Source organism: Corynebacterium sp. HMSC055D05, assembly GCF_001810365.1.
Taxonomy (GTDB): domain Bacteria; phylum Actinomycetota; class Actinomycetes; order Mycobacteriales; family Mycobacteriaceae; genus Corynebacterium; species Corynebacterium coyleae.
The window spans coordinates 21,953-47,535 of record NZ_KV801033.1; the positions used below are offsets into that span (position 1 = coordinate 21,953).

A 25,583-nucleotide genomic window follows, 5' to 3' on the forward strand; every position below is an offset into this window, starting at 1 on the left:
AAAATGTGTATTTCAGGGATGTTCGCTAAGGGTGAACATCCCCTCTGAGCACTGCTTTTCGACGATTCCACGCCCCCGGCAGCGAAAACGTGGGAAGTGATGTCGCACCCCGGCGTTATGGTGGTGGACAACGATTTAGCTATAGAAGGGGTCAGCCACATGTTCGAGCGGTTTACCGACCGGGCCCGTCGCGTCATCGTCCTGGCGCAGGAGGAAGCGCGCGCGCTCAATCACAACTACATGGGCACCGAGCACATCCTGCTCGGCCTGATTAAGGAAGGCGAGGGCGTCGCCGCGAAGGCCCTCGAATCCATGGGTATCAACCTTGAGGATGTGCGCCGTGAGGTCATCGACATCATTGGCCACGGCACCCAGCCGGTCACCGGTCACATCCCGTTTACCCCGCGTGCCAAGAAGGTTCTGGAGCTCTCCCTGCGTGAGGGTCTGCAGATGGGCCACAAGTACATCGGCACCGAGTTCTTGCTGCTCGGCCTGATCCGTGAGGGCGAGGGCGTTGCAGCCCAGGTGCTGATCAAGCTCGGCGCTGACCTGCCGCGTGTGCGCCAGCAGGTTATCCAGTTGCTGTCTGGTTACGAGGGCGGCGAGGCGCAGAATCCGGAGTCCCCGCAGCAGGGCGGCGGCCCGGGCTTCGCAGGTGCGGGTGCTGGCGGCAACCGTGCAGGTGGTGGCGGCCCGCAGGGCGGCGAGCGTTCCAACTCGCTCGTGCTCGACCAGTTCGGCCGTAACCTCACCGCTGCTGCCAAGGAAGGCAAGCTCGACCCGGTTGTGGGCCGTGACAAGGAAATCGAGCGCGTCATGCAGGTCCTGTCGCGCCGTACCAAGAACAACCCGGTGCTCATCGGTGAGCCGGGCGTCGGTAAGACTGCCGTCGTGGAGGGCTTGGCGCTCGACATTGCGAACGGCAACGTCCCGGAGACCCTGAAGGACAAGCAGGTTTACTCGCTGGATCTGGGCTCCCTGGTTGCAGGTTCGCGTTACCGCGGTGATTTCGAGGAGCGCCTGAAGAAGGTGCTCAAGGAGATCAACCAGCGCGGCGACATCATCCTGTTTATCGACGAGATCCACACCCTCGTCGGCGCCGGTGCCGCCGAAGGTGCGATCGACGCTGCTTCGCTGCTGAAGCCGAAGCTGGCTCGTGGCGAGCTCCAGACCATCGGCGCAACCACGCTGGACGAATACCGTAAGCACATCGAGAAGGACGCCGCCCTTGAGCGTCGTTTCCAGCCGGTGCAGGTGGACGAGCCGAGCATCGAGGACACCATCCAGATCCTCAAGGGCCTGCGCGACCGCTACGAGGCGCACCACCGCGTGTCCTACACCGACGATGCACTCAAGGCTGCAGCGAACCTTTCAGATCGCTACATCAATGACCGTTTCCTGCCGGATAAGGCAGTCGATCTTCTCGACGAGGCCGGCGCCCGCATGCGCATCAAGCGCATGACCGCTCCGGATTCCCTGCGTGAGGTCGACGACCGCATCGCTGAGGTCCGCAAGGAAAAGGAAGCGGCGATCGACGCCCAGGACTTTGAGAAGGCAGCCAGCCTGCGCGAAACGGAGCGCAAGCTCACCGAGGAGCGCGCCGCGAAGGAGAAGAAGTGGCGCTCTGATGATCTCGAGGACATCGCCGAGGTTGGCGAGGAGCAGATCGCTGACGTGCTGGCCAACTGGACTGGCATCCCGGTGTTCAAGCTCACCGAGAGCGAGTCGAAGCGCCTGCTCAACATGGAAGGCGAGCTGCACAAGCGCATCATCGGCCAGGACGAGGCTGTCAAGGCTGTGTCCCGCTCCATCCGCCGCACCCGTGCGGGTCTGAAGGATCCGAACCGTCCGTCCGGTTCGTTCATCTTCGCCGGCCCATCCGGTGTGGGTAAGACGGAGCTGTCGAAGGCGCTTGCAGAGTTCCTCTTCGGCGACGACGACTCCCTGATCCAGGTGGACATGGGCGAGTTCCACGACCGCTTCACCGCGTCGCGTCTCTTCGGTGCCCCTCCGGGATACGTCGGCTACGAAGAGGGCGGCCAGCTCACCGAGAAGGTGCGCCGCAAGCCGTTCTCGGTCGTGCTTTTCGACGAGATCGAGAAGGCCCACAAGGAGATCTACAACACCCTCCTGCAGGTGCTGGAAGAAGGTCACGTCACCGACGGCCAGGGTCGCAACGTGGACTTCAAGAACACGGTGCTGATCTTCACCTCGAACCTGGGTACCTCCGACATCTCCAAGCCGGTCGGCCTGGGCTTCACCGGGGATACCGCTGCGGATTCCGAGGCGCAGTACGAGCGCATGAAGGGCAAGGTTCACGACGAGCTGAAGAAACACTTCCGTCCGGAGTTCCTGAACCGTATCGACGAGATCGTCGTGTTCAAGCAGCTCTCCCAGGAAGAGATTGTCCAGATGGTGGACCTGCTCATCGCTCGAGTGGACAAGAACCTGGCCGCGCAGGACATGGGCATCGAGCTCACCGAGAACGCCAAGAACCTCCTGGCAGTCCGTGGCTTCGACCCAGTGCTGGGTGCACGTCCGCTGCGTCGCACCATCCAGCGGGAGATCGAGGACATCCTGTCCGAGAAGATCCTCTTCGGCGAGATCGGTGCCGGCGAGATCATCACCGTGGACGTCGAGGGCTGGGACGGCGACGTGGAGACGGCCCGCAAGGATCGTGGCAAGGCCGCCCCGGATGCGACCTTCACCTTCACCCCACGTCCACGCCCGCTGCCAGCGGAGGCCTTCGACGTCGAGCTGGAAGAAGAGGTCCGCGACATCGAGCCGGAGCGCACCCAGCCGGAGTCCGAAGCCTCCGAGTTCCCGGATGAGCGCGACACGACCGCCGAAGATCAGAACGGCAACGAGGGCAAGGAAGACAACGGCCCCGAGCCGGTGTAAACCCACCAGGCTGCGCCACCGAGTATCCCCAGCATCCCAAGGATGCCGAGGACTAACGCGGTGATCTCCACCGCGTCAAGCCCCTCCACCACCTCATATGCAGGATGGTCGGAGGGGCACACCCGTTTCATAGGCTGTTCGGCGAAACGATCATCCATCCACGCAATCGCATGGTCGGCCTGCAAAAGCAGGGGAGCGGCATGGCCCGAACCAGGAACGCGCGGCGTCAACTGCAGACGCCCCGAAGACAATGGTTGCGTCGGGGAACCCGGCACCACCACGCGTCGGTACTCCACCTGCGCACCGACGGCGCAATAGTCCTCTGCCAGTTGGGTGGCTTGCGGCTCCGGAACGAGGTCGTCGTCGGCATTCGTCATCACCATGATCGGCGCAGACGGCGCGACGGTGCCCATTTTGTTTAGTTCCAGATACTTCGCCAGCCGCTCATCCGAGTGCACCACTTCAGCGAACGAGTTGCCTGCGGTGAACAGTGTGGAAGGGTCGGCTGGCGCAGACAACGAGGCGTCGACCACGCACGAGGTTTTCAGTCCTTCGAGCCAGACTTTGCCCTCGTCGGTGAGGTGTTCCTGCAGGGCCTCGCCGAATTCCGAGTAGCTTTCGGAGTAGCTCGCAGCGGCAAAACCGGCCACGGCGGTGAGCATCGGTGCGGTACCTTGCTCCAGCACACCCAGCGGATCGGCTGGTGGGGCACCGGAGAACGTTCCCATCACGTTGAGTTCGGGGGCGTAGTCGGCGACGAGTTCCGCAGCGGCCGCGGCAGCGCCACCGCCTTGGGAGTAGCCCCAGAAGCCCACTTTTTGGTTTGGTTTTGCAACGGCGCGGGCGGCGTCGATAAGCGCATGCCCCTGATCCACCCTGTTCAAGTAGGTGTGCAACCCATCGGTGCCCAACCCGATGTAGTCGGTGACCACCACGGAATAGCCGGCATCCAGTAGCTTCTGTACCAGGGGCGCCTCATAGTTAATGTTCACGGTGCCGTCTTCGATGCGCACCAGCATGGACGAGCCTGCCGACGGCGCGCACTGATCACCCAGACCACGCGTGCCCGGTGCGAGCGCGATGAGCCCCTTCGCGCGGCGATGCTTGTAAAACGCCCCAGTCACCGCGACCTTCTCGCCCTTGTCATTCGTGGTGGTGTAGCGGATGCGCTGGCCGGTCGACCCTGGCACCCGCTTCACCGCGTCAAGCGAGCCCGCCTCGCTACCTGGTGCGCCGGCCAGTGGTTTCCACGATGACTCCGGAAGCGACGACAACGACGACGCGTCGCGTACCACCTCGAGTGTCGACGACCCCACCGACGACAGCGACGACAACGACTCCGCGCTCAGGTCCGCAGCCTGCGCGGATGGGGCCAATAACACCGGAATGAGCAGGGAGCACCAACGTTTTTGCATGTACAGCAGTGTAAACTGCCGGCTATGGGATTCCAGTTTCGTAAGCGCCAGAAGCTCAGCAAGGACAGCTGGCTGAATTACTCCGGTTCGGGCGTTTCCGCCTCCAAGCGCGTCGGGCCAGTGACCATCAACTCGCGTGGCGGCGTGTGGATCAAGCTGCCGGGTGGGCTGACCTACCGCGGTAAGTGGAAGTAACCGCGCTCATCCTGCTCGGCGAGGCCGTCCTCCAACAGTGAGAACAGTGCGCGTGAGCGTTGGGCGTCGTCGGGCCAGACGGCGTCGATAATCGCCTGCTCAACCGGCGAATCTGCCTCGCGCAGTACCTTCATAATCTTGCCACGCACCTGCCTATCCGTGCCCTCAAAACGTTGCGACGGCCGCCGCTGCCCCTCCTCAGGCGCCGGCCTGCCCGCCGCCAACCAGGCACAATCCTGCGCAACCGGGCACGCATCGCACTTCGGTGCCTTCGCGGTGCACACCAGCGCACCAAGCTCCATCAGGCCGACCGAAAACTCGGGACCGTTGTCCTCCGGCAGCAGGTGCGCAACCTCCTCGATTTCCTTCTTCCCCGGCACCCCCAGCGCCTGGCCGCGTTCCACACGCGCCACCACGCGACGCACATTCGTGTCCACAACCGGCACGTTCTTCCCGTAGGCGAAACACGCCACCGCCCGCGCCGTGTAATCTCCAATGCCCGGCAGTGCCAGCAGCGCGTCCACATCGTCCGGCACAACGCCACCATGCTTATCGACGATCACCCGTGCACACTCCCGCAACCTCAACGCCCGCCGTGGGTAGCCGAGGTTGGCCCAGGCGCGCAGGATGTCGTCGATACGCGCCTGCGCAAAATCGTGCGGAGTCGGCCAGCGCTCAATCCACTCCAACCAAATGGGGGCAACACGCTCCACCTGAGTTTGGTGGCTCATGACCTCGCTGATCAGCACACCCCACGGTGACGTACCCGGTTTGCGCCACGGCAAATCCCGCGCGTTGGCGCGATACCAATCAACTATCTGATTTGGGCGAATATTCTGCACAATGCGTGCCACAATAGCCGGTATGACTAATGCAACAGAGCTCCAGGCCGCTACCTCCCCGCGCGAAGTGTGGGACCTGCTTCGCGCAGGCAACGAGCGATTCGCCACCGGCAACACCGTCGCCCCGCACCGCGACGCCGAAACACTCCAGCAGCTCACCTCCGGCCAGAACCCAGCCGTATGTGTCATCGGTTGTTCTGACTCGCGCGTGCCCGTCGAGCTGCTTTTCGACGCCGGCTTCGGCGACATCTTCGTCATCCGCACCGCCGGCGGCTGCGTCGACTCCGCTGTCTCCGCATCCGTGGAGTTCGCCGTCGACGGCCTCGGCGTGGACCTCGTGCTGTTCCTGTCCCACGAAAAGTGCGGCGCTGTCGGCTCCGCAGTCCAGGCGTTCGAGTCCGGCGAGATCCCGCACGGCCTGACCCGCCTGTTCGTGGAGAAGATCGCCCCCTCCATCGTCGAGGCCGAAAAGCGCGGCGAACAGGTCGAGCAAGCCCACGCCCGCCACGGCGCCGAGCACTTGGTCGCCCGCATCCCCGCCGTTGTTGCCGGCCTGGAAGCGCGCCGCATCGGCGTGGTTGGTGCGCGTTACCGTCTCTCGGACGGCCGTGTCGAGACCACCTACGAAAACTTCGGCGATTAAGTTATAAGCATGTCGAACCAGCGCCCATTGCCCCCGGAGATCTACATACGTCGCCGCGTCGCGGCCCTCGTCATCCTCCTCGTGGTTGTGGCGTTGCTGGTCTGGGCGCTTTCCGCCATGGCCCGCAGCGGCGGATCCGGATCGGATGGGGCAACCGAAACCTCCACCGAGCAAACCGTGAACCCGACCGTGGCTACCGAGCCGACCGTCGCCGCGCCTGAGGAATCTGCTTCGGAGTCTGCATCCGCATCCCCGTCCGAGGAACCTTCCAGTGTTGAGGCCGCACCGGCCCGCACTGGCGCATGCGAACTCAAGGACCTACGGATCAAGGCGTTGCCGAACCAGCCGTCCTACGCCGCAGGCACCGAGCCGGTGTTCTACATGGAAGTGGAAAACCCGACCGACACCGACTGCGTCATCGACCTTGACGAGAACATCCTGCGCTTCGAGGTGTACGACATGCGTACCAACGAGCGCATGTGGGCAGACACCGACTGCTACCAGCCCGTCGTGTCCGGCACCCAGACCTACAAGGCGGGGGAGAAGCAGGGCTACCAGGCTCGCTGGTCCGGCACCGTATCTCAGCCGGGTAAGTGTGATGACCGTCCCGCGATCGAGCCGGGGTCCTACTTCCTGCACACGGTCATCGGCGACAATGCTTCGGAAGCAGCCCCCTTCAACATCACCTAGTTTCTTGTAGTTATTTAGCTAACAGCGCGATCGCCTCCCCGAGCGTAGAGACCTGACTGACCCGCATTCCCTCGACCGGTTCGAGTTCTCCGCTGGGCACGATCGCGTTTTCGTATCCCAACCTCGCCGCCTCCTGCAGGCGGCGTCCGAGGTTAGGCACCCTTCGTAGTTCACCCGCGAGGCCCACTTCGCCGATGACCACAGTCTTCGGCGGCAGCGGTGTTTCGTGCAGGCTCGACCATGTAGCCAGCGCGACCGCAAGATCCGTTGCTGTTTCGGTGATCTTCACACCGCCAACGGTTGCTACGTACGCGTCCTTGTCATTCGTGCGCTGCCCGCAGCGTGCCTGCAGGACAGCGAGCACCATCGGCACCCTGTTGAAATCCAAGCCCGTGACCACGCGTCGCGGGCTCTTATTCACCGGATCGACGGTAAGTGCCTGGACTTCCGCCAGCATCGGCCGGACGCCATCCATCGCCACCGTGACCGCAGAACCGTCCGGAGTCTTCCCGCGGTGGGACAAAAACAATCCCGACGGGTCAGGCACTTCTCGGATGCCACCGGAGGTCTGCTCGAAACACCCCACCTCGTCCGTCGCCCCGAAACGGTTCTTGATTCCACGCAGCATGCGTAGCGACGACTGCCTGTCACCCTCAAAGTTCAGCACCACATCTACTAAGTGCTCGAGCACCCGCGGACCGGCCACGTTGCCGTCTTTGGTCACATGCCCCACCAGGATGATCGGCAAATTGGTTGTCTTTGCCAACGTGGTCAGCGCCGCAGTAACCGCACGGGACTGCGCCACACCACCCGCAACGCCTTCCACACCTGCGGCGTGCATCGTCTGCACCGAATCCACAATGAGCAGCGAGGGGTTGACCTGCTGGACGTGGCCAAACACCACGTCGAGGTTCGACTCCGCCGCCAAGTACAGCGTGTCTTTCAACGCATCGGTGCGTTCAGCACGGGCACGGACCTGGCCTGCAGATTCCTCAGCAGTCACGTATAGCGCCTTGCGGCCATCCATCGCCGCCCACCGCGATGCCACCTCAAGCAACAGCGTCGATTTACCCACGCCCGGCTCACCGGCCATCAGCACCACCGACCCCGGCACGACACCGGAACCCAACACCCGGTCGAGTTCCCGGATGCCAGAGGGCAACGTGCGCGTCGCAGTCGCGTTCACCTTCGTGATCGGGGTCGCTGGCGACGTCGGTGTCAGCGCAGACGTCTTTACCGGACCTGCGGAAACCGCAGCCGGCGCTTCTTCTTGCAACGTTCCCCACGACCCGCACTCAGGGCAGCGGCCGAGCCACTTCGGGGAAGAGTAGCCGCATTCGGAGCACGTGTGGATCACGCGAGGTTTCTTAGCCATGTGCGACACCGTATAACACCCCCACGACACGGAGCCTGCAAGTGTTCGAAAAGTGTTCGAAAACGAAAAAGCCGCTGGTTAACCCAGCGGCATGTGTTCGTCGATAAGCGAAAAGCTCTTAGTGCTTCGCGCCAGTCTCGCGGTCAACCTGGCCCGAAACGAGGTGCGGGGCAGACACGGTAGCCACAACGTCGATGGAGCCGGTGTCAAAGTTGAACGTGACCGGGACGTTGCCACCGTACGCGAAATCGTCGTTAGCCAGCGAGGTAGCGGTGTAGCTGATGCAGTTCGCGTCATCCTGCGGCAGGCGCTCGAGGCCCTCGGCGGAATCAGCAACCAACACGCAGTTGTACTTAATCGTGTTGTTGTTTGCGATCTTGACGGTGTTGCCACCAGCGGTGACGGACTTCAACGTGTGATCCGTCATGGAGGTGTCCTGGTTCGTCGCGGTGAACTTGAGGGCAGCCTTGCCGTCCTCAGCCAAGACGACGGTGACATCCTGCACAGCAACTTCGCCGTTCTCGGTTGCGGCGCTGGCACCATCCACAGCAGCGACCTGGTTCGAGGTCTGAGTAATCTGGCCAGCGGAGCAGCCAACAAGGGCCAAGGATGCGCAGCCAGCGGCAGCGATAACGGCTACCTGCTTCAGGGACTTCACGTGGGGTCCTCCATAGTCAAACGGTTTCGAAGGTTATTCTCTGGAATACTTTAGCGCCTAGACAGCAACTTTTCCCATTTTATCCCCTATTCGGAGCTTTGAAGGCGGTGGTAGGGTTGTGGGGTCAAAACTTCGCCGGGAGCACCAAGGAGCGTTTATGGAATTCAAGGTCGGAGAAGTGGTCGTTTACCCGCACCACGGCGCGGCGCGTATCGCCGACATCGAAGAGCGTGAGATGCGCGGCGAGAAGCTGGACTTCTTGGTGCTGCAGATTCTCCACTCAGACCTTGAGGTTCGCGTGCCCGTAAAGAACTCCGAGCTTGTCGGTGTGCGTGACGTAGTCAACGAGGAGGGCCTGCAGAAGGTGTTCTCCGTGCTGCGTGAGACGGATGTTGAGGAGGCCGGCAACTGGTCTCGTCGCTACAAGGCGAACCAGGAGCGCCTTGCCTCCGGCGACATTAATAAGGTGGCCGAGGTTGTACGTGACCTGTGGCGCCGTGACCAGGGCAAGGGTCTTTCTGCTGGTGAGAAGCGCATGCTTGGCAAGGCTCGCCAGATTCTCGTCGGCGAGCTCGCGCTTGCAGAGCCTGTCGATGAGAAGAAGGTCGAGGAGATGGAAGCCGAGATCCAGAAGATCATCGACGAGCAGGTCAAGGCCGGTATCTCCGAGGCGCCGGGCGATGTTGACGCCGAAGATGATGTTGACCTCGACGAGCTTTCTTTCGACGACGAGTAAGACGAGCCCTTGGACCGCCGTGTTGTAGCGGTTGTTGCCGCAGCAGGTCAGGGCACCCGGCTGGGCGCTGAGGTGCCTAAGGCGTACGTCCCGTTGCGCGGGCGCACGCTTTTGGAGCGTTCCGTTACCGCGATGGAAACCTCCGAAATTGTGGACCAGGTGGTCGTCGTCATCAGCCCTGCCATGGAGGAGCACGCCCGACAGTGCCTGCGGGGGCACGACGTGCAGTTTGTGCATGGCGGTGCGGAGCGCGCGGACTCCATCTACGCAGCGCTCGAAGCAATTTCGCTTGACGACGCCTGCGTGCTCGTCCACGACGCCGCCCGCGCCCTCACCCCTCCCGGCATGATTGCCCGCGTGGCCCGTGCCGTGCTCGATGGCGCGCCCGCGGTGGTGCCGATTGTACCTGTCGCGGACACCATTAAACAGGTCAGTGGGGGTGCGGTGAATGCGGTGGAGGCGACGCTGGACCGCAGCCGTTTGCGGGCCGCACAGACACCGCAAGGCTTTGACCTGCGCCAATTGCGTGCCGCCAACCGTGCTTACCTTGAGCAGTCGCCCGAGTTCGTGGCAACTGATGACGCGTCTCTAATGGAGTGGTACGGCGCCCCCGTCACCACAGTTCAGGGCGATCCGATGGCGTTCAAGATTACCACCCCGATCGATCTTCGCCTGGCGAAAAGCATTACCGATGAGGCCGAGCCGACCGTGTTCGAGATCCCCGGCAACTAGCTAGAGTGTTCGAACGAATTATCTAAAAAGTTTCGAAAAACCCTTGCATTGTCGCGGTGGTGGCATGTATGTTCGATTGAAAGATCGAAAGGGGGGACAATGTCTACCGGATACTTCGCAACAGAACGTCAGGGCGACCAGGTCAGTGTTGCAGGTCAAGCGATGCGAGACGCGGAATACAGTATCTTTCACGCTTACGCTGAGCCCGGTGCGATTATCGACGACTTCGAACTGGTAAGCCAGCGCATCGCAAGCGCCGCCGGCCGTACCGTGAGCTGGGCTGAAAGCGGAATTCTTGGGTATAGCGTCTTGGCAGACCTGCCGAAACTACGCCAAATGCAGGCTGATATGCGACGGCTAGATATCACGCGCCTTAGCGCAATCGAGACCGTGCTAAACCGGTTGAACGATCTCGCCACACCCGAAGTGTTGGCTGAGTTCGACGACTACCTAGTCAAGGTGTTCACGCCGCGTTCCGCCGGGATGGAGTTGCCATCGGCGACGTCGCTAAAGCGCCGCCTGCGGGACCGGATCAAGCAGGTTGATGCGAAGTTGGCACCAAGCCCGAAGAAAACGAAAGCTCGCAAGAAAGCAAAAGATGCGCCATTCGGCTCCTGCCAAGGCGTGTTCTATGGCCAAGACGACGGGGATGCCGGTCTGAATATCTCTGGCGACTCGGCAACGATTGGTCTGATGGATATGTATGTCGGTGCCGTCGCGAAGGAACACAAGCTCAGTCGTGACGATGCACTGCAGATGATCCTCACCGGCCAGCAGCACTCGTCGATTCAGTTGGTGCTGCACGTGTTTTCGCCGAAGACCCCAGGCGCCGGCTACTTCGTTCCCGGCTTCGGCTGGTCGGGGGCAGACGGCACGGAAGTCATCGACGCGCTCAAAGAAACCGCCAAGGTGAAGGTCATCGACCTCGACGAGGCTGAACATGCCGAGACTGACGCCTATGTGCCCACCGAAGCAATGAAGGCGTTCGTGCAAACCCGCGACGGTACCTGCCGTTGGCCGGGTTGCAACGTTGCCGCGAAGCGCTGCCAGCTCGACCACCGCATTCCTTACGGCAACGGCGGCAAAACGACGCCGTCGAACCTGTTCTGTCTGTGCCAGCGTCACCACAACATCAAGACGGACCGCCGCGCTACCTACGTGGTCGATCACGTCACGGGCGAAATCGTCTGGCTTTTTGACGACGGCACCTTCCAGGTCAGCGAACCCGACGGCCTCATCGTCGAGTATCTCGCCGAAGGTGAAAACCCGCGGTGGAAGTCCACTCTGGAACAGCGTCGGAAGCGGCGCCGCGACAGTGCGGAGTTCAACGCCCGGTGTCACTCGGCGGTGGAGCAGTACGAAAAGGACTACGACTGGGAAGCCTGCGTGGAAACGATCACCACGCTGGAGGATAAGTTTGGCCGCAAATTCGAGTATGCGCCGGAGAAGATGCCGGAGATTACGCCGGAACTCCTCGCCTCGCTGAAGAGACACCTGCGCGACCTCGAACTGGAGCGCGAGGGCTTCGAAGAATGCGACTCGGCGTCCCCGGAGTGGGTAGTGTTCAGTCCATGACGAATCTGCGAGTTGGTACTGCCTTCGATGCCCATCAGATCCAGGCCGGGAAGGAGTGCTGGATCGCCGGAATTCTGCACGAGGGCCAGGATGGTTGCGAAGGTCATTCAGATGGCGATGTTGTCAGCCACGCGATCGTGGACGCGGTGCTGTCGGCGGCGGGCCTTGGGGATCTCGGCTCGTTCGTCGGGGTCGGCCGCCCGGAGTATGACGGGGTCCGAGGGGTGCAGTTGCTCGAGGAGCTCCGTGCGCTTGTCGACGACCACGGCCACACCGTCGTCAATGTTTCTGCACAAATGATTGGGCAGACCCCGAAGATGGGCCCGGTGCGGGAGGAAGCGGAGCGGGTGTTGTCGCAGGCTTTGGGTGCTCCGGTGTCGGTGTCGGCGACGACGACGGACCACATGGGGTTCACTGGTTCGGGTGAGGGCCGGGCGGCGATTGCCACTGCGTTGGTGGAATTGAACGGCAACGTAGGATAAACGGCGTGAATCAACGTATTTTCGACACCAAGACCCGCACGCTGCGAGACTTCGAGCCGGTGAATCCTGGCCACGTTTCGATTTATCTGTGTGGCGCCACTCCGCAGGCGAAGCCGCATATTGGCCACCTGCGTTCGGGTGTTGCGTTTGATATTGTTCGTCGCTGGTTTGCGGCGAAGGGCAACGACGTCGCGTTTGTGCGCAACGTTACGGATATTGACGACAAGATTCTCGCCAAGGCAGACGAGCACAATCGCCCCTGGTGGGAGTGGGTGTCCACGTACGAGCGTGAGTTCACCCGTGCGTACGACACGCTTGGTGTGTTGCCGCCGTCGGTGGAGCCGCGGGCGACTGGGCATGTGACGCAGATGGTCGATTACATGCAGCGCCTGATTGATAACGGCTACGCCTATGCAGCGGACGGTTCGGTGTACTTCGACGTTGACGCTTGGGTGAAGGCGGGCGGCGATTACGGCTCGATTTCCGGCAACAAGGTTGAGGAGATGGAGCAGGGGGAGACGTCGAACGCGGGCAAGCGTGGCGCACGTGATTTCGCGTTGTGGAAGGCGGCGAAACCGGGCGAGCCGAGTTGGCCGACCCCGTGGGGCGATGGGCGTCCGGGGTGGCACTTAGAGTGCTCGGCGATGTCCACGTGGTACCTGGGTGGCACGTTTGACATCCACGGTGGTGGCCTTGACCTGCAGTTCCCGCACCACGAGAACGAGCAGGCGCAGTCGCATGCGGCGGGCGATGATTTCGCGCAGTACTGGATGCACAACCACTGGGTGACCATGGCTGGCGAGAAGATGTCGAAGAGCCTGGGCAATGTGCTGTCCATCGACAACATGCTGGAGGAGGTACGCCCGGTCGAGCTGCGTTACTACCTTGGTTCGGCGCATTACCGCAGCGTGTTGGAGTATTCGCCGGAGGCGCTCAAGGAAGCTGCGGCCGGCTTTAGGCGCATCGAGGAGTTTGTGAAGCGCGCTGGTATGCCGGAGCCGTCGACGTGGACTGAGGCATTTGAGCAGGCGCTTAACGACGACTTCGCCGTCCCGAAAGCCCTCGCAGAAATCCACAACCTTGTGCGCGAGGGCAATAAGGCAGCCGATCCGGCCCCGATCGCGGCGCAGGTGCGTGCGATGGCGGCGGTGTTGGGTGTTGATCCGGGGGCGTGGCCGTCGTCGTCAAGCAATGGCAATAGCAAGGCATTAGACGTGCTGGTGGAAGCTGAACTGGAACGCCGTGCGACCGCGCGTGCGGAGAAGGATTGGGCCACGGCGGACGAGGTGCGCGACCGGTTGGCGCGTGCGGGAATTGAAGTGACCGACACGGCCGAGGGGCCGCAGTGGCAGGTAAAGGAGTAGACGATGGCGAAACCGTATCAGCGTCGTGACGTACAGAAGAAGAACAAGAAGGGCCCAACGAAGGGCTCTGGCGGGCAGCGTCGCCGTGGCCTGAAGGGCAAGGGTGCGACGCCGAAGGCTGAGGATCGCGTCTACCACGCGGCGCATAAGCGCAAGTTGGAGCAGAAGCGCCGCGCGCAGGGCCGGCACGACCGTGAGGTGGCGGATCTGGTGGTGGGCCGCAACCCGGTCATTGAGTGTCTGAAGGCGAAGGTGCCGTCGGAGGCGTTGTTCGTCGCGCAGGGCACCGGCCACGATGATCGTCTGAGCGAGGCCGTTGCGCTGGCGAACAGCAAGAACATTCCGGTGCAGGAAGTGCCGCGTCAGCAGTTGGATGCGATGACCGGTAACGGCCTGCACCAGGGCATTGGGTTGAAGATCCAGCCGTACAAGTACGCTGACCTGGATGACCTGCTGGAGTCGGTGGATGGCCCCGGCATGTTTGTGGTGCTGGATAACATTACGGATCCGCGCAATCTTGGTGCGGTGATTCGTTCGACTGCGGCGTTCGGTGGTAACGGCGTGATCATCCCGGAACGGCGTTCGGCGCAGGTCACGGGTGTGGCGTGGCGGACGTCGGCGGGTACGGCGGCGCAGTTGCCGGTGGCGCGCGTGACCAACGTGACTCGCACGGTGAAGAAGTTCCAGGACAACGGCTACACGGTCGTCGGCCTGGATGCGGGCGGCGAGCACACCCTGGACACGTTTGACCAGGCCACGGGCCCGGTAGTGATCGTGGTTGGCTCCGAAGGCAAGGGCATTTCACGCCTGGTGCGCGAGAACTGCGACGTGATCATGTCGGTGCCGATGACGGATTGGGTGGAGTCCCTTAATGCGTCGGTGGCGGCGGGTGTGGTGCTTAGTGAGTTCGCTCGTCAAAGAAGAATCGCTGAATAACCTCACCGCCGGTGATCTCGTCGGTGCCGGGCCCAAGCCGCGCGTCGAGCGGTTTGGCGACCGGCACCATGTGGCCGAAACCGTCGATGGTGATGAGGCGGACGGGGGCGGGGCCGTGCCAGTCGTCGATACGCAGGGCACCGCTTGTCGACGACCCCCGCCACCCACACGAGTTGAGTTCCGCAAAGAACTGCGCAGAGTTGATTGCGGAACGGGTCTGGCTACGGTTGTTGCCGCCGATCCCGGCTTCGCCGCCGTTGTAGGGGACGAGCGGGTCGGCGGTGCCTTGGACGGAAACGAGCGGGGTGGGCTGATAATCGGAAGTGCCAACACACGTGTTGGATTCGACGGGCATGGAGGCGCCGAAGGTGGCGGCGCCGTCGAGGAGGCCGGGGGCGTCGAAAAGGAGGCGCATGACCATTTGGCCGCCGTTGGAAAAGCCGATACCGATCACGCGGCGCGGGGCGTGGTGAGCGATGACCTTCCGTAAAAAGCCGACGTCGTCGATGTTCAGGCGGCGTGCGGACTCGTTGAAACCGGTGCGCAGGTCGTTGAAGTGGTGTTCCACACCGTCCGGGTAGGCCACGGTCGCGCCGAGGGTTTCAAAGGTGCGGTCGGTGAAGTTGCGCATCACGTTGCCGGATTGGCGCGAGCCGTGCAGCACCAGCAGGAGCGTGTCGGGGTCGCCTTCGACGGCGGTCCAGGTGCGAGTGCGTCCCTGGTGCTCTAGCGAGAGGCGTTCCATGCTTCCCTTTCGTCGGCGAGTTCCGCCAAGAGCTCAGCCATGGCGTCAACATCTGCGACGCGACGCGACGCCAGCGAGGGTTTGTCGCCGACCTTTACCGCCAGGTCGGTGGGGCCGAGGGCGGCGATGGCGGTTTCGTCGGTGTCGTCGTCACCCGCGAACACGGTGGCCGCGAAGTCACGTTTGTATTCAGCGAGCCAGGTGCCCTTCGTGATATCCACGGCCGAAAACTCCACCACATTGTGTCCCAGTGTGATCTTTCGGGCGGGCAGGGCAGCGGCGGCGTCGAGCATGTCCTGGGCCGCTTGTTTATCCGTTACCGGCGCCACGTGCAACACCCTTTGATACGGCTTCACCTCCACATAGGCGGGCGGGATGGCGATGTCGCACAGTTGGCGTTCGATGTCGTCGAGGTGGGCGCGGGAGTCGTCGTCAAGCGTGGGCCCGGGCTCGGCACCATGGGAGCCGACGAGCGTGACATTGAGGCCGGAAGGCAGGACCTGGCGCAGACCGTCGAGGTGGCGGCCGGACAGGATTGCAACCTCGGTGCCGGGGAGAGCAGCAAGGCGACGGATCGCGTCCTCGGCCGCCGGATGCATTGTGACCGCGTAGGGGTCGGGGTTGAGTTCAGCAAGCGTGCCGTCGAAGTCGAGGCACACCAACAACGTTTCGGCCTGAGCAATCACCATGTGCGCAGTTTAACGGCCGGGGCATCCACGGCGTCACTGAGCAGGGTGAGCACAAGGTCGGTGTCGGTTGGGCGGGTGACGGTGAACTCGGAGTCGTCGTGAAGCAGTGGCGCCAACTGGTCGTGCATGTGGCGGGCCCAGCCGGAGCAGTCGCCCGGGTCGCCGACGGTGACATCGCGTAAACGGACAGTGTCGTCGCCCTCAAACTCGCCGGACACTTCAGCGCAGCCGGTGGTGCCGGAAAACGACGAACCCGAAAAGGTGACGGATGCGCCGCCGGTATTGCGCGCGACGGGCGCCTCTGGGTCGGTGTATACGCCAACGACGTGCCACTGCTGCGGGCTCGAACACGCCGCGAGCAGCATCACAGGGGCGAGCAGCAGCGCGCGCTTCACAACGCCTCCAAGAAGTCCTGCGCCCAGCGGGTCACGTCGTGTTCCATGACCCAGTCGTGCATCGCCCGCATGCGTGCCGGGTCGGGGTCGGTTGCGGCCACAATCGCGGCCTTGACGGACCCCAGGTCGAACGGGTTGCACAGGTAGGCCTGGTTGAGTTCGACTGCAGCGCCTGCGAACTCGGAAAGCACAAGCGCGCCGTCGCCCTTCGGGTGTGCGGCGACGTACTCCTTGGCCACGAGGTTCATGCCGTCCTTGAACGGCGTAACCAGCATGATGTCGGCCGCTGCATAAAAGGTACCCAGCTTGTCCTTGGACACCCCGCGGTGGATGTAGTGCACGACCGGGCGGCCGACCTGGCCGAAGCGGCCGTTGATACGCCCGATCGCCTGCTCAACTTCCGTACGGGTCTTGCGGTAGTGCTCGATGCGTTCACGCGACGGCGTAGCCAACTGCACCACGGCAATATCGTCGAGTTCGCCTTCCTCCAGCAGTTCCTCGACCGCCAGCAGTCGCTGCAGGATGCCCTTGGTGTAATCCATCCGATCCACGCCCAGCAGCACGTGCTTCGGGTTGCCGAGCGAATTGCGCAGTGTGCGTATCGACGACTCCGTCGCCGCCTGCACCTCATCCGCATCAATAGAAATGGGGAAGGTGCCAGTACGAATATCGGTGGTGAGCAGGCGGAAGTTCTCTTCGTCCGTGGTGCGCTGAAAACCGATCAGGTCGCAGCCGGACAGGCCGGAGAGGATCTCGTCGCGCCACGGCAACTGCTGGAACAGCGCTGGTGCCGGGAACGGGATGTGCAGGAAAAAGCCGATGGTTAAGTCGGGGCGTAGTTCGCGCAGCATCCCCGGTACGAGCTGAAGCTGGTAGTCCTGCACCCACACCGTGGCGTTTTTGCCAGCGGCTTTGGCGGTCGCCCGCGCAAACTTTTCGTTGACGGCGACGTAGCGCTCCCACCACTCCTGCCTGTACTCGGGGGTGACGATGAGGTCGTGGTACAGCGGCCACAACGTGGAGTTGGAAAAGCCCTCGTAGAAGCCCTCGAAGTCGTCCTGATCCAAGCACACGGGGACCAGCGAGATGCCGTTGAACTCAAACGGTTCGAGTTCTGCGCTGGTATTGCCAGGCCATCCCACCCAGCAGCCCCCACGGGAGCGCAGTACCGGTGCGAGGGCTGCGACTAAACCGCCAGGGGAGACCTCGTAATGGTCGCCCACCTTGTCTACAGGCAGGCGGTTGGCCACGACGAGGAACTCGTTGCTACCCATTAGGCCTTCTTGGCGGTCTTCTTCGTCGACTTTTTAGCAGTCTTCTTGGCAGCCTTCTTCACTGCCTTCTTGGTGGACTTTTTCTTCGTCGCCTTCTTCTTGGTGGCCTTCTTCTTGGACGCCTTCTTCTTCGAGGCTTTCTTCTTGGTCGCCTTCTTCGGCGCTTCCTCTTCCGCTGCTTGCTCCAGGTCCTCGACGTAGCGCTTGTACACGAAGCCCTGCGGGGTGACACCCAGCATGGACATGAGCGTTACGCCGTCCAGGAAGTCCTCAGCGTAAGTGGCCACGATCCGACGGGCGCCCGACGCAGTTTGCTCCTCAACGGCATGCGTTTGTTCGGCGGTGGGGCGCGAATCGGTGATCTTAGGTGGCACTTGGGGGTTCCTCCTTGCAAGAACGACAGCTAAAGCCCCATCATTCTACGCCACCTGCTTAACGACGGCGCCGTACCCGACGAATCTGCTGGAAAGTCAGCCGGCCAGCGCGCCTAAACGCCTCGTACGGCACGTAGAGCTGTGGGGCACGGATGCGGCGGGCCAGCCACTCGCCGAACACCACACCGCCGGCTAGGGCGAGGCAGGTGCCGATCGCGGTCAGCAGGTTCATCATGCCGAGCAGGAGCTGCTCGTTCATCAGCGCGTACATGCCGCGGTAGATCCACGAACCGGGCAGGAACGGGGTCACGCCGGCGACAGCAGTGATCACCGGGTTGATCAGGAAGCGACGGGAAATGAGACCGCCGGCCAAGCCGACGGCGACCGCACACGCCGCGATAGCCAACAGTCGGCCAGCGCCGAGCGGAGTGAGCACGATGTAGAAGATGAATGAACCTGTCGCTGCGGTGACGAAGGACAGCAGCACAGCGGCTCGTTCCGCAAAGCAACACACCGCAAAGGCAGCGGCCGCCATCGCACCACCGAAGGTGGTCAGCCACACGTTGTTGTACGCCGCATCAGCTGGGAGCACCTCGACTGGTGGCAGTGGCATCCCGACCAGCTCGGAAACCTGCACGCCAGCGGCGACGCCTGCGACGATGCCGCCGGTGCCCAACATGGCTTGGAAGAAGCGGGCGGAGGCGTTGACCATGGACCCGGTGACGCCGTCGAGAAGCGATTGCACCAGCGTCAAACCTGCAAGCAGGACGATGATGCCTGTTGCGATCAGCTGACTGGGGTTGATCGTGTGCCCGATCGAGGCGGAAAAGTCATAGGCGATTGCAGCGGGCAGCGTGGCGACGAACCCACCAATCACATTGTGAAAAAACCCGGGCAACCCGCCACGGGAGAGCAACTTGGAAAAGCCCATGATGAGAAACGCGGTCAGGCCGCCGAAGAACATGAGCAGCAAATCGCCGCCGAGCAGCATGGCGACGAAGAAACCCATCACAGTCCAGCCGGCCAAGTTGCGGGTGTTGCGGTAAGGGATGGGGGCGTTGTCGATCTCGTCGAGAATCTTCTCCGCCATCTCAGGCGGTGTTGCGCCTGAGCGGATCGAGCGGATCAGGCGGTCCACTTCCTGCAGTTTGTGGTAGTTCTCGCTGATCATGGTGACCACGCGGAACACGTTGACTGGGGTGCGGTGGTCCACACCGATGATGGTGTTCAACGTAATCGTGTTCACCGTGATGGATACGTGCACGTAGTGCAGGCCGTACGACGAACACACGGTGTGGATCTGCTTGATCGCATCCGCGGATGTAGTGGCGTTTGCGATGAGGATCTCGCCGATGCGGGCGGCGATGTTCATCACCGCGGCGACCTCTGTCGGGTCGGTCAGGTTGATCGGGGCGAGGACGGATGGGGGAGGAGAGGTGCGGGCAGCGTCGATCGTCGCTAAGCGTTGGCGCGAACCTCTGAGCTTTCCCCACAATCTCTTTTCCACACAGGCCACACTATCGGCTTGGCGGTTTTCGCGCGACCATGGGCTATGTGTAAGATCTAGCGCGTTGCTGGAGTGGCGCAATCGGTAGCGCAACGCACTTGTAATGCGTAGGTTGCGAGTTCAAGTCTCGTCTCCAGCTCGTGGGTCCCCTCGTCGATACGTATCGGCGAGGGGGCATTTTCTTTGGCGAACAAAGATCGACTTGCTCAACCTTGGGCAGCAAGTACACAGGCGACGTACAGCGTTGTGTTGTTTAATCGTGGCAAGTGCATGATTGCCGCAAAAATTAAGGAGAACACAAACCATGGCTGACTCGCAGAACCTCAAGGTGCTGGTTGTTGATGACGAGCCGAACATCGTCGAACTGTTGACGGTGTCTCTGAAGTTCCAGGGTTTTGATGTGGAGACCGCCAACTCTGGTGCGGAAGCCCTCGAGCTGGCGCGCACCTCCCGCCCGGATGCGTACATCCTGGACGTGATGATGCCGGAGATGGACGGCTTTGAGCTGCTCAGCAAGCTACGAGCAGAAGGACTTGACAGTCCGGTGCTGTTCCTGACAGCAAAGGATGCCGTGGAGGACCGTATCCACGGCCTGACTATTGGCGCGGATGATTACGTGACCAAGCCGTTCTCGCTCGAAGAGGTGATCACGCGCCTGCGTGTGATTCTGCGGCGCGGCAACGTGGTGGACGATTCGAACCAGGATTCCACTCTGCGTTATGCGGACTTGACGCTTAACGACGACACCCACGAGGTCACCAAAGCCGGCGAGATCGTCGAGCTCTCCCCGACGGAGTTCAACCTGCTGCGCTACCTGATGCTCAACGCTGAGGTGGTCGTGTCCAAGGCGAAGATCCTGGACAACGTGTGGCACTACGACTTCGGCGGCGACGGCAACGTGGTCGAGTCCTACATTTCCTACCTGCGCCGCAAGGTAGACACGGGCGATGTGCCGCTGATCCACACGGTCCGTGGTGTCGGTTACGTACTGCGCACCCCACGCCAGTAGGCCTTTCGCAACGTTATGGCGTATTCCTTATTTACGGGGCCGACAAAGAAGCCACTGAAGCGGCAACTTGTCACCACCGTGATGGTCATCTCCGTGATCGGTACGACACTGAGTTCCGTGCTGATCTACTTCCTCATGCGCAACCTGCTGCTGGACCGTGCAGACGACCAGCTGCGGGAAGGCTTGGATACGTGGGCGCACCAGGGGCCGGTGTGGCAGTTCAACCCTTGGAACCTGCCGAGTGAGTTCACCCAATCCAGGCTGTACCCGGACCGGGGCGTGATGGTGTCGCGCCCGGGGGAGGTCAACTCGCCAGATTGGAGCCAGATCAAAACGACTGACTTCGGACAGTTGGTCACGATCACTTCTGATCTCAGCGACCCAAATACGACGACTGTGAAGCGCTGGCGTGCCATTGCCACGGAGCAGTCCGACGGTTCCGTGCAGTATGTGGCGAAGTCGCTGGAGTCGGAGTACCGGATGTTGCGCTCCCTGGCACAGATTGAGGCGCTGGTTGGGGCTCTGGTGCTCGTCGGCATTGGCATTGCAAGTAACTACTTCGTGGCACGTGCGTTGGCTCCGTTAAAGATTGTGGAAAACACCGCTCTGGCGATCGCCGGAGGCGATACCGACAGGCGAGTGCCCGCTTGGCCACGTGAGACAGAAGTGGGCAGTCTGTCGTTTGCCATGAACACCATGGTGAGCCGCTTGCAAGAATCGCTGGAAAATGCGAAAGCGCAGGAAGAGCAGATGCGCCGCTTCGTTGGCGATGCTTCACACGAACTGCGTACACCGCTCACCAGCGTGCGTGGATACACCGAGCTGTACCGCAAGGGCATGGTGGATGACCCGCAAATGGTGCTGAGCAAGATCGATGAAGAGTCCGCGCGTATGCAGCTGCTCGTCGAGGATCTGCTGGCGCTAACCCGTGCGGAGGGTTCCCGCCTGGAGAAGCAGGAGGTGGATGTGCTCGAGCTTGCGCTTTCGGTGAAGGACTCGATGCACGCCGCCTACCCAGAGCGGGTGGTGGACGTGGTCAAGGACACCCCAGACGTCCCTGTCGTGGTGGGGGATCCCGGCCGGCTGCGCCAGGTAGTGGTCAACTTGGTCACTAACGCCTTTAAGCACGCGGGTCCGGATGCAGAGGTGACCATCACGATCCGGCACAACCTGGACCGTGTGGTCCTCGACATTGCGGATAATGGCTGCGGCATGGAACAGAAGGACGCCGAGCATATTTTCGAGCGCTTCTACCGCGCGGATGCGTCGCGCAACCGCAGCTCGGGCGGTGGCTCGGGTCTGGGGCTGGCGATTACCAAATCGCTGATCGAGGCCCACGGCGGCACCGTGGTTGTCGATACGGCGCCGGGCGAGGGCTCGACGTTTACTATTTCGCTTCCAGCTGCTTAATGCCTTCGCGGATGGTGTCGGCGGCGGCGTCCATCTTGGCGGCGTCGGTTTCGTCGGCACGCATTGCGCTGGCCAGCGAGTAGCCGGACATGTCGTTGGCGGGGAAGACGTGGATGTGGGCGTGGGGGACCTCGAATCCTGCGATGAGGTAGCCCGCGCGCTGCGCATCAAACTTATCGACGATCACCCGTCCGACCTTCTGCGCCACCTCATTCATGTGCGCCCACAGGTCCGCCGGGATGTCGGTCCACTTGTCAATCTCTTCGATGGGAACGACCAGCGTGTGGCCGTACGCGACCGGTTCGATGGTGAGGAAGGCTGCGACCTTGTCGTCCTGGTACACAATTCGGCCCGGGATGTCGCCTGCAATAATTTTGCTGAATACAGTGCTCATAGTCTCCGACGCTACCGGTAAGTTGGATCGCATGCGCATCCTTGTCATCGGTTCGGGCGGCCGGGAACACGCCCTTCTCCATGCAATGCACGGCAATGAGCTCACTGTCGCGCCGGGTAACGCGGGTATGTCCCGCCTGGCCACGGTGCGTCCGCTCGACGTGTCGTCCCCAGTAGATATTGTGTCGCTCGCCCGTGAGATCGACGCGGAACTTGTGGTCATCGGACCTGAGGTGCCGTTGGTTGCGGGTGCTGCCGACGCGTTGATCGACGCCGGCTTCCCCGTCTTCGGACCAACGAAGGCGGCCGCGCAGCTTGAGGGCTCGAAGGCGTTTGCCAAGGAGGTCATGGCGGCGGCTGGTGTGAAGACGGCGACGGCGACCCGCGTGGAATCCGCCGACACCATCGAGGCAGCCCTCGACGAGTACGGCCCGCGCTACGTGGTCAAAGACGACGGCCTTGCTGGAGGCAAGGGCGTTGTGGTCACCGAGGACCGTGCCGAGGCCAAGGCACACGCGGAAGCTGTCATTGAGGCCGGCAACCCGGTGTTGTTCGAGTCCTTCCTTGAAGGCCCGGAGGTGTCGCTGTTCTGCCTCGTCGACGGCGAAACGGTCGTGCCGCTGCTGCCCGCTCAGGACCACAAGCGCGCCTACGACAATGACGAAGGCCCGAACACCGGTGGCATGGGTGCGTACGCGCCGCTGCCGTGGTTGCCGGAGAACGGAGTGCAGGTGCTTGTCGACGACATCGCCCGCCCCGTGGCCACCGAAATGGTCAACCGTGGCATTCCGTACCAGGGCCTGCTCTACATCGGTGCCGCGTGGGGGCCGGAAGGCCCGGCGGTGGTGGAGTTCAACGCCCGCTTCGGTGACCCGGAAACCCAGGCCGTGCTGTCGTTGTTGGAGACCCCGCTGGCGGAGGTGCTGCTGGCCGTCGCACAAGGTCGCTTGAGTGAGATCGAGCCGCTGCAGTGGCGTGAGGGGTTCGCCGCCATGGTGGTGCTGGCTGCCGAGGGCTACCCGCAGTCCGCAAAGACGGGCGGCGTGATCACCGGCGACGCACTCGATGACCCGACGAAGGTCCTCCACGCAGGCACCAAGGAAGAGGACGGCAATTATGTGGCGTCTGGTGGCCGTGTGCTTGGTGTCGTCGGCAATGGCGCAACGCTCAAGGAGGCCGTGGACAACGCGTACCGCATCATTGAGGGCATCGAACTGCCCGGATTCTTCTACCGCAAAGACATCGCCCGCCCCGCCATCGAAGGCGCTATTTCCCTAGGATAAATGCCGTGAAACCGAATAATTCCAATGTTCTGAGCAACCGTTACGCCTCCCCGGAGATGGCCACCCTGTGGGCCCCGGAGCACAAGATCATCCTTGAGCGCCAACTGTGGATCGCAGTGCTCAAGGCACAAAAGGAACTCGGTGTCGAGGTCGCCGAGGGTGCAATCGAGGACTACGAGAAGGTCATCGACAAGGTCGACCTGGACTCGATCGCGCAGCGCGAGAAGATCACCCGCCACGACGTGAAAGCACGCATTGAGGAGTTCAATGCGCTGGCGGGCCACGAGGAGATCCACAAGGGGATGACCTCGCGCGACCTGACCGAAAATGTGGAGCAGCTCCAGGTGCGCAAGGCGCTGGAACTGACCCGCGACAAGGCGGTCGCGTTGCTCAAGGCGGTGGGCAACCGCGCTGGCGAGTACAAGTCCCTGGTCATGGCTGGACGCTCCCACAATGTTGCGGCGCAGGCCACCACGCTGGGCAAGCGTTTCGCCTCTGCTGCCGATGAGATCCTGGTGGCCATCGAACGCATTGAGGAACTGCTGGATCGGCTCCCACTTCGCGGCATCAAGGGCCCGATGGGTACCGCGCAGGACATGCTGGATCTCATGGGTGGCGACGAGGCCAAGCTGGCGCAGCTCGAGCAGGGCATCGCAGAAGGTCTCGGCTTCGACCGCGTCTTTGACTCGGTGGGTCAGGTGTACCCGCGCTCGCTCGACTTCGACGTGGTGTCCTCGCTGGTGCAGTTGGGTGCAGGCCCGTCGTCGCTGGCCACCACGATCCGCCTCATGGCTGGCAACGAGACGGTCACGGAGGGCTTCAAGGAAGGCCAGGTTGGTTCCTCGGCGATGCCGCACAAGATGAACGCACGCTCCTGTGAGCGCGTCGGCGGCTTCCAGGTCATCCTGCGTGGCTACCTCACCATGGTTGGCGACCTTGCTGGCCAGCAGTGGAACGAGGGCGACGTGTTCTGCTCCGTGGTGCGTCGCGTGGCGCTGCCGGATGCGTTCTTCGCCATTGACGGCCAGCTGGAAACCATGCTGACCGTGCTCGACGAGTTCGGCGCGTTCCCGGCCATGATCAACCGCGAGCTGGACCGCTACCTGCCGTTCCTTGCCACCACCCGCATCCTCATGGCGTCGGTGCGCGCCGGCGTCGGCCGTGAGACCGCACACGAAGTGATCAAGGAAAACGCCGTGGCCATGGCCCTGGACATGCGCGAACGTGGCGCGGAGCAGAACCTTGTGGAGCGCTTGGCTGACGACGATCGCCTTCCGCTGGACAAGGCCGCGCTGGACGAAGCGTTGGAGGACCGCCACGCGTTCATCGGCGCTGCCGAGGCGCAGGTGGATCGTGTGCTTGCACGCGTGCAAGAGGTTGTGGATGCGCACCCGGAGGCTGCGAACTACACCCCGGGCGAGATCCTCTAGGGGGAAGTAAAGGTCACAGTGGCGTCGCGGGTGCTGACCTCGACGCCGGTGCCTACTACACCCCGGTCTGCGGTGCCGGACCAGGAGGCGACGAAGCCGTGCTGGGGCCCGGTGAGGTCCGGGGCGTAGCCGGTGAGGGTGCTTTCGCCGCAGTATTCGGGGTTGGCGGTGTTGGCGGTGAGGGTGTCGTCGATAGGCGTGAGCTTCGGCAGCGTGACGGTGACGTCCACGGGGAACTCACCTACCGCAACCGGGGTGAACGTGACGGGGAAACACACGAGCATGTTTGCTTGCTCGGCGCTGCGTGGGGCGCGCCGGGTTTTGGGGGCATCGACGGTGATGTCCCACTGCACGGGGACGTGGAACCGCACGTCTACGGTGACCACGCGGGCGGTGTCGCCGAAGGACAATGTGGTGCCGTCGCGGGTTGGTTCAAACGCTGGCATGTTGCCGGCGAACTCCGAAGGGGTGCCGCACGCAGCCAAAACGAGGGGGAGGAGGACTGCAGTCGCGCGTTTGATCACGGGGCA

General features: G+C 62.6%; 26 protein-coding genes and 1 tRNA gene. 15 read left to right on the forward strand and 12 right to left on the reverse strand.

Translation table 11 applies throughout. The features are described 5' to 3' along the window. The first annotated feature begins 159 nt into the window (after positions 1–159). A complete protein-coding gene (locus tag HMPREF2734_RS01810) occupies positions 160–2,901 on the forward strand; it encodes an ATP-dependent Clp protease ATP-binding subunit (RefSeq protein ID WP_070422490.1) in 2,742 nt (913 codons plus the stop codon). Here HMPREF2734_RS01810 and HMPREF2734_RS01815 read toward each other — a convergent pair. Next, positions 2,853–4,316: a lipase family protein gene (locus tag HMPREF2734_RS01815; protein ID WP_070568733.1), complete on the reverse strand. Its 1,464-nt coding sequence runs from the start codon at positions 4,314–4,316 to the stop codon at positions 2,853–2,855. The two genes, HMPREF2734_RS01810 and HMPREF2734_RS01815, sit on opposite strands and share 49 nt — an antisense overlap. A gap of 24 nt (positions 4,317–4,340) precedes the next feature. On the opposite strand from HMPREF2734_RS01815, the gene HMPREF2734_RS11485 reads away from it, so the two are divergent. Further along, positions 4,341–4,511, forward strand: coding sequence for a DUF4236 domain-containing protein (locus HMPREF2734_RS11485; protein ID WP_083279432.1), 171 nt, complete (start codon positions 4,341–4,343; stop codon positions 4,509–4,511). Here HMPREF2734_RS11485 and HMPREF2734_RS01820 read toward each other — a convergent pair. Beyond that, the gene (locus tag HMPREF2734_RS01820; protein ID WP_371440405.1) at positions 4,490–5,242 is read right to left on the reverse strand and encodes an HhH-GPD family protein; all 753 of its coding nucleotides are present in this window, start codon (positions 5,240–5,242) and stop codon (positions 4,490–4,492) included. The genes HMPREF2734_RS11485 and HMPREF2734_RS01820 overlap by 22 nt on opposite strands. Before the next feature lie 133 nt (positions 5,243–5,375). Here HMPREF2734_RS01820 and HMPREF2734_RS01825 point away from each other — a divergent pair, with 133 nt between their 5' ends. Both HMPREF2734_RS01825 and HMPREF2734_RS01830 read left to right on the forward strand, forming a co-directional pair. Continuing rightward, positions 5,376–5,996: a carbonic anhydrase gene (locus HMPREF2734_RS01825; RefSeq protein ID WP_070568736.1), complete on the forward strand. Its 621-nt coding sequence runs from the start codon at positions 5,376–5,378 to the stop codon at positions 5,994–5,996. Between the two features lie 9 nt (positions 5,997–6,005). Continuing rightward, entirely contained in the window at positions 6,006–6,686 is a 681-nt protein-coding gene (locus tag HMPREF2734_RS01830; protein ID WP_070568739.1) for a hypothetical protein, read from the forward strand. Positions 6,687–6,696: 10 nt separating this feature from the next. Here HMPREF2734_RS01830 and radA read toward each other — a convergent pair whose 3' ends face one another. Next, entirely contained in the window at positions 6,697–8,061 is a 1,365-nt protein-coding gene (gene radA, locus HMPREF2734_RS01835) for a DNA repair protein RadA (RefSeq protein WP_070568743.1), read from the reverse strand. A gap of 118 nt (positions 8,062–8,179) precedes the next feature. Then, positions 8,180–8,719: a hypothetical protein gene (locus tag HMPREF2734_RS01840; protein ID WP_070422495.1), complete on the reverse strand. Its 540-nt coding sequence runs from the start codon at positions 8,717–8,719 to the stop codon at positions 8,180–8,182. Between the two features lie 157 nt (positions 8,720–8,876). Here HMPREF2734_RS01840 and HMPREF2734_RS01845 point away from each other — a divergent pair, with 157 nt between their 5' ends. From HMPREF2734_RS01845 to rlmB, 6 genes are all read left to right on the forward strand, one after another. Further along, positions 8,877–9,455: a CarD family transcriptional regulator gene (locus tag HMPREF2734_RS01845; protein WP_070450262.1), complete on the forward strand. Its 579-nt coding sequence runs from the start codon at positions 8,877–8,879 to the stop codon at positions 9,453–9,455. Positions 9,456–9,464: 9 nt separating this feature from the next. Beyond that, on the forward strand, positions 9,465–10,187 hold the full coding sequence (gene ispD, locus HMPREF2734_RS01850; RefSeq protein WP_070568745.1) for a 2-C-methyl-D-erythritol 4-phosphate cytidylyltransferase: 723 nt from the start codon (positions 9,465–9,467) through the stop codon (positions 10,185–10,187). 99 nt (positions 10,188–10,286) lie between these two features. Continuing rightward, entirely contained in the window at positions 10,287–11,762 is a 1,476-nt protein-coding gene (locus HMPREF2734_RS01855; RefSeq protein ID WP_070568748.1) for an HNH endonuclease signature motif containing protein, read from the forward strand. Continuing rightward, positions 11,759–12,244, forward strand: coding sequence for a 2-C-methyl-D-erythritol 2,4-cyclodiphosphate synthase (gene ispF, locus HMPREF2734_RS01860; protein WP_070422499.1), 486 nt, complete (start codon positions 11,759–11,761; stop codon positions 12,242–12,244). The genes HMPREF2734_RS01855 and ispF overlap by 4 nt, the downstream gene beginning before the upstream one ends. Positions 12,245–12,249: 5 nt before the next feature. Beyond that, positions 12,250–13,608, forward strand: a complete 1,359-nt coding sequence (gene cysS / locus HMPREF2734_RS01865) for a cysteine--tRNA ligase (RefSeq protein ID WP_083284732.1) — start codon at positions 12,250–12,252, stop codon at positions 13,606–13,608. 3 nt (positions 13,609–13,611) lie between these two features. Beyond that, positions 13,612–14,544, forward strand: coding sequence for a 23S rRNA (guanosine(2251)-2'-O)-methyltransferase RlmB (rlmB, locus tag HMPREF2734_RS01870; protein WP_070422501.1), 933 nt, complete (start codon positions 13,612–13,614; stop codon positions 14,542–14,544). Here the strand turns inward: rlmB and HMPREF2734_RS01875 are convergent. The 6 genes from HMPREF2734_RS01875 to HMPREF2734_RS01900 are packed head-to-tail and all read right to left on the reverse strand — an operon-like array spanning position 14,507 to position 19,528. Further along, on the reverse strand, positions 14,507–15,289 hold the full coding sequence (locus tag HMPREF2734_RS01875; protein ID WP_070568751.1) for a CE1 family esterase: 783 nt from the start codon (positions 15,287–15,289) through the stop codon (positions 14,507–14,509). The genes rlmB and HMPREF2734_RS01875 overlap by 38 nt on opposite strands. Then, positions 15,271–15,978, reverse strand: coding sequence for a trehalose-phosphatase (locus HMPREF2734_RS01880; protein ID WP_070568754.1), 708 nt, complete (start codon positions 15,976–15,978; stop codon positions 15,271–15,273). The genes HMPREF2734_RS01875 and HMPREF2734_RS01880 overlap by 19 nt, the downstream gene beginning before the upstream one ends. After that, positions 15,972–16,373, reverse strand: coding sequence for a YajG family lipoprotein (locus HMPREF2734_RS01885; protein WP_070568756.1), 402 nt, complete (start codon positions 16,371–16,373; stop codon positions 15,972–15,974). The genes HMPREF2734_RS01880 and HMPREF2734_RS01885 overlap by 7 nt, the downstream gene beginning before the upstream one ends. Next, entirely contained in the window at positions 16,370–17,647 is a 1,278-nt protein-coding gene (locus HMPREF2734_RS01890; RefSeq protein WP_070568759.1) for an alpha,alpha-trehalose-phosphate synthase (UDP-forming), read from the reverse strand. Before HMPREF2734_RS01890 ends, HMPREF2734_RS01885 begins: the two co-directional genes overlap by 4 nt. Further along, positions 17,647–18,021: a hypothetical protein gene (locus HMPREF2734_RS01895; protein WP_070568762.1), complete on the reverse strand. Its 375-nt coding sequence runs from the start codon at positions 18,019–18,021 to the stop codon at positions 17,647–17,649. The genes HMPREF2734_RS01890 and HMPREF2734_RS01895 overlap by 1 nt, the downstream gene beginning before the upstream one ends. A gap of 58 nt (positions 18,022–18,079) precedes the next feature. Next, on the reverse strand, positions 18,080–19,528 hold the full coding sequence (locus HMPREF2734_RS01900) for a threonine/serine exporter ThrE (RefSeq protein ID WP_246816760.1): 1,449 nt from the start codon (positions 19,526–19,528) through the stop codon (positions 18,080–18,082). Between the two features lie 66 nt (positions 19,529–19,594). On the opposite strand from HMPREF2734_RS01900, the gene HMPREF2734_RS01905 reads away from it, so the two are divergent. From HMPREF2734_RS01905 to HMPREF2734_RS01915, 3 genes are all read left to right on the forward strand, one after another. Then, a tRNA-Thr gene (locus HMPREF2734_RS01905) sits at positions 19,595–19,667 on the forward strand. 165 nt (positions 19,668–19,832) lie between these two features. Continuing rightward, the gene (locus HMPREF2734_RS01910) at positions 19,833–20,537 is read left to right on the forward strand and encodes a response regulator transcription factor (protein ID WP_070422508.1); all 705 of its coding nucleotides are present in this window, start codon (positions 19,833–19,835) and stop codon (positions 20,535–20,537) included. Between the two features lie 15 nt (positions 20,538–20,552). Then, on the forward strand, positions 20,553–21,947 hold the full coding sequence (locus HMPREF2734_RS01915; protein WP_070568768.1) for a sensor histidine kinase: 1,395 nt from the start codon (positions 20,553–20,555) through the stop codon (positions 21,945–21,947). Here HMPREF2734_RS01915 and HMPREF2734_RS01920 read toward each other — a convergent pair. Continuing rightward, positions 21,925–22,341: an HIT family protein gene (locus HMPREF2734_RS01920; protein WP_070422510.1), complete on the reverse strand. Its 417-nt coding sequence runs from the start codon at positions 22,339–22,341 to the stop codon at positions 21,925–21,927. The two genes, HMPREF2734_RS01915 and HMPREF2734_RS01920, sit on opposite strands and share 23 nt — an antisense overlap. Before the next feature lie 31 nt (positions 22,342–22,372). Between HMPREF2734_RS01920 and purD the strand changes: the two genes are divergently transcribed. Both purD and purB read left to right on the forward strand, forming a co-directional pair. Then, on the forward strand, positions 22,373–23,623 hold the full coding sequence (gene purD, locus HMPREF2734_RS01925) for a phosphoribosylamine--glycine ligase (RefSeq protein ID WP_070568771.1): 1,251 nt from the start codon (positions 22,373–22,375) through the stop codon (positions 23,621–23,623). A gap of 5 nt (positions 23,624–23,628) precedes the next feature. Then, positions 23,629–25,053 carry an adenylosuccinate lyase gene (purB, locus tag HMPREF2734_RS01930; RefSeq protein ID WP_256375541.1) on the forward strand — a complete coding sequence of 475 codons (1,425 nt, stop codon included), beginning with the start codon at positions 23,629–23,631 and terminating at the stop codon, positions 25,051–25,053. On the opposite strand, the gene HMPREF2734_RS01935 is transcribed toward purB, so the two are convergent. After that, on the reverse strand, positions 25,050–25,577 hold the full coding sequence (locus HMPREF2734_RS01935) for a hypothetical protein (protein ID WP_070568777.1): 528 nt from the start codon (positions 25,575–25,577) through the stop codon (positions 25,050–25,052). The genes purB and HMPREF2734_RS01935 overlap by 4 nt on opposite strands. Positions 25,578–25,583: the final 6 nt, after the last annotated feature.

Coding starts and splice junctions, on each gene's coding strand:
- HMPREF2734_RS01810 (WP_070422490.1), top strand. CDS start 160: ATGTTCGAGCGGTTTACCGACCGGGCCCGTCGCGTCATCGTCCTGGCG.
- HMPREF2734_RS01815 (WP_070568733.1), bottom strand. CDS start 4,316: ATGCAAAAACGTTGGTGCTCCCTGCTCATTCCGGTGTTATTGGCCCCA.
- HMPREF2734_RS11485 (WP_083279432.1), top strand. CDS start 4,341: ATGGGATTCCAGTTTCGTAAGCGCCAGAAGCTCAGCAAGGACAGCTGG.
- HMPREF2734_RS01820 (WP_371440405.1), bottom strand. CDS start 5,242: ATGAGCCACCAAACTCAGGTGGAGCGTGTTGCCCCCATTTGGTTGGAG.
- HMPREF2734_RS01825 (WP_070568736.1), top strand. CDS start 5,376: ATGACTAATGCAACAGAGCTCCAGGCCGCTACCTCCCCGCGCGAAGTG.
- HMPREF2734_RS01830 (WP_070568739.1), top strand. CDS start 6,006: ATGTCGAACCAGCGCCCATTGCCCCCGGAGATCTACATACGTCGCCGC.
- radA (WP_070568743.1), bottom strand. CDS start 8,061: ATGGCTAAGAAACCTCGCGTGATCCACACGTGCTCCGAATGCGGCTAC.
- HMPREF2734_RS01845 (WP_070450262.1), top strand. CDS start 8,877: ATGGAATTCAAGGTCGGAGAAGTGGTCGTTTACCCGCACCACGGCGCG.
- HMPREF2734_RS01855 (WP_070568748.1), top strand. CDS start 10,287: ATGTCTACCGGATACTTCGCAACAGAACGTCAGGGCGACCAGGTCAGT.
- ispF (WP_070422499.1), top strand. CDS start 11,759: ATGACGAATCTGCGAGTTGGTACTGCCTTCGATGCCCATCAGATCCAG.
- rlmB (WP_070422501.1), top strand. CDS start 13,612: ATGGCGAAACCGTATCAGCGTCGTGACGTACAGAAGAAGAACAAGAAG.
- HMPREF2734_RS01875 (WP_070568751.1), bottom strand. CDS start 15,289: ATGGAACGCCTCTCGCTAGAGCACCAGGGACGCACTCGCACCTGGACC.
- HMPREF2734_RS01880 (WP_070568754.1), bottom strand. CDS start 15,978: ATGGTGATTGCTCAGGCCGAAACGTTGTTGGTGTGCCTCGACTTCGAC.
- HMPREF2734_RS01890 (WP_070568759.1), bottom strand. CDS start 17,647: ATGGGTAGCAACGAGTTCCTCGTCGTGGCCAACCGCCTGCCTGTAGAC.
- HMPREF2734_RS01910 (WP_070422508.1), top strand. CDS start 19,833: ATGGCTGACTCGCAGAACCTCAAGGTGCTGGTTGTTGATGACGAGCCG.
- HMPREF2734_RS01915 (WP_070568768.1), top strand. CDS start 20,553: ATGGCGTATTCCTTATTTACGGGGCCGACAAAGAAGCCACTGAAGCGG.
- HMPREF2734_RS01920 (WP_070422510.1), bottom strand. CDS start 22,341: ATGAGCACTGTATTCAGCAAAATTATTGCAGGCGACATCCCGGGCCGA.
- purD (WP_070568771.1), top strand. CDS start 22,373: ATGCGCATCCTTGTCATCGGTTCGGGCGGCCGGGAACACGCCCTTCTC.